Genomic DNA, 2,321 nt, shown 5'->3' on the forward strand with positions numbered 1-2,321 from the left:
TCCGGCGAGTACTTACTGGGTGGCGCCACTTCTCCCTCGTTTCCTGTTCAGGACAACCCTATTGGGTCCCTGTCCGGGATCTTCGGGGCCCCTCAGGCACACGGACCAACTCAAGACAGGGCGAACGTTGCCTGATACGGCACTAGCGAGGGCGGCCAAGGGGATGAGTGGGCGGCCTGTGTCGTGCTCGATACGTACAGCGAAGACGTACCGCGGGATCGCCTACGGGGCGCGAGCCCTATGGCGACGGAGTGCCCGTAGTAGTCGCCGGAGTCACGACCGGCCATGAAGTCCGGGAAAGCCGGAATGAGGGCGAAGGGGCACAGGTGTTCACGAGGTTCAGCCGGGGAGGGATGCGAAATTGCAGAGTGCTGAAACCGTGCTGAGCGTCATCCGGGAACGCGGCAGGCGGGGTCTGCCGCTGGAAAGGTTGTACCGGCAACTGTTCAACAAGGAGTTGTTCCTGCTGGCCTACGGGCGCCTCTACGCCAACAAGGGTGCTATGACGCCCGGGGTCACCCGGGAGACCGTGGACGGCATGTCCCTGGCCAAGATCGACAGGATCATCGCGGCTCTGCGTGCGGAGTCCTACCGGTGGTCCCCGGCCAGGCGCGTCTACATCCCGAAGAAGATCGGGAAGCGCCCACTGGGCATGCCTCCGTGGTCGGACAAGCTGGTCGCCGAGGTGGTGCGCCTGCTTCTTGAGGCGTACTACGACGTCCAGTTCTCCGACCGCTCGCACGGTTTCCGCCCCGGTCGGGGCTGCCACACCGCGCTGGATGAGGTGGTGTCGGTCTGGAAGGGGACGCACTGGTTCATCGAGGGGGACATCTCCGACTGCTTCGGGAGTTTTGATCATTCGATCATGCTCTCGATCCTGGCGGAGAAGATCCACGATGGCCGGTTCCTGCAGCTGATCGACCGGATGCTCAAGGCCGGATACCTGGAGGACTGGCAGTGGCACGACACGCTCAGCGGCTGTCCGCAAGGCGGTGTCGCGTCGCCGATCATGTCCAATGTCTATCTGGACCGGTTCGATCGGTTCGTCGAACAGCAGCTGTTACCGGAGTACACGCGGGGCAGGCGAAGGCGCACGCACCGCGCGTATGAAGACGTCGAGAACCGGATCGCCAGGGCCAGACGGCGCGGAGACCGGGAGGCGGTCCGCGCGCTGCGGCGCGAGCGCCGCACCCTTCCGAGCCAGGACCCGGACGACCCCGGCTACCGGCGGCTTCGCTACGTGCGCTACTGCGACGACTTCCTGCTCGGATTCGCCGGTCCCAAGCACGAGGCCGAGGAGATCAAGACCAGGATCCGGACCTTTCTGCGCGAGGAGCTCGAGCTGGAACTGTCCGGGCCCAAGACCTTGATCACCCACGCCGCCAGCCAGGCGGCGCGCTTCCTCGGCTACGAGATCAGGGCCCAGCACGCCGACACGAAGATCACCCGGAATCGTCGGGCGGTCAACGGCGCCATCGGCCTGTTCGTGCCCAGGACCGTCATCCGGGACCGATGCGCCCGCTACATGAGCAAGGAAAGGCCCGCCATGCGCGGACCGCTGCTGCACGACGAGGACTTCACCATCGTCGCCAAGTACGGGTCCGAGTATCGCGGGTTCGTCCAGTACTACCTGCTCGCCCAGGACGTGTCCCGCCTGGGAGTGCTGCGCTGGGTCATGGAGACCTCGATGCTCAAGACCCTGGCCGCGAAGCACAAGTCGACCGTCACGAAGATGGCCCGCAGATATAAGGCGACCATCGACACACCCGACGGCAGTGGGGTGCCCCGAAGTTTCCGGACAGGGACCCAATAGGGTTGCCCTGAACAGGAAACGAGGAAGCAAAAGTGGCGCCACCCAGCAAGTACTCACCGGAGTTCCGCGAGGAAGCCGTCCAGATCGCGCTCCGGTCCAGCAAGACCATCTCCGAGACAGCTCGCGAGCTTGAGTTGAACCCGGAGACGCTCCGGGGCTGGGTGAAGAAGCATCAGAAACAGCACGAGCCGCCCGCTGATGCCGATCTGTCGGTTAGCGAACGCGCCAGGCTGAAGGAGCTCGAGCGCCGCAACCGTGAGCTGGAGATGGAGAACGCTTTCCTGAAAAAAGCCGCGGCGTACTTCGCGAAGGATCCCCGGTAGCGAGCAAGTACGAGTTCATCGATGAGATGCGGCTCGACACGGTGGAGTACGCGTACAGCGTCGAGTTCATGTGCATCCGGCTCGGCGTGTCTAAGGACTCCTAGCAAAATGACCGGTCGTTTCCTTGGAATGACAGGCCGTCAGTCAACGTTGTGCCCACATCCGATGGATCGGGGTGGGTATGG

General features: G+C 63.9%; 1 protein-coding gene and 1 pseudogene. Both read left to right on the forward strand.

Features of this window, described 5'->3' with window-relative positions; translation table 11 throughout:
• Positions 1-361: 361 nt before the first annotated feature.
• Positions 362-1,774, forward strand: a pseudogene (locus tag ACZ3TS_RS42765) (reverse transcriptase/maturase family protein); the annotation flags it as partial.
• Positions 1,775-1,845: 71 nt separating this feature from the next.
• Complete coding sequence (locus ACZ3TS_RS42770; RefSeq protein WP_467628606.1) at positions 1,846-2,136, forward strand: transposase; 291 nt, start codon at positions 1,846-1,848, stop codon at positions 2,134-2,136.
• Positions 2,137-2,321 lie beyond the last annotated feature (185 nt).

This window comes from Streptomyces sp. NPDC022910 (assembly GCF_055561075.1).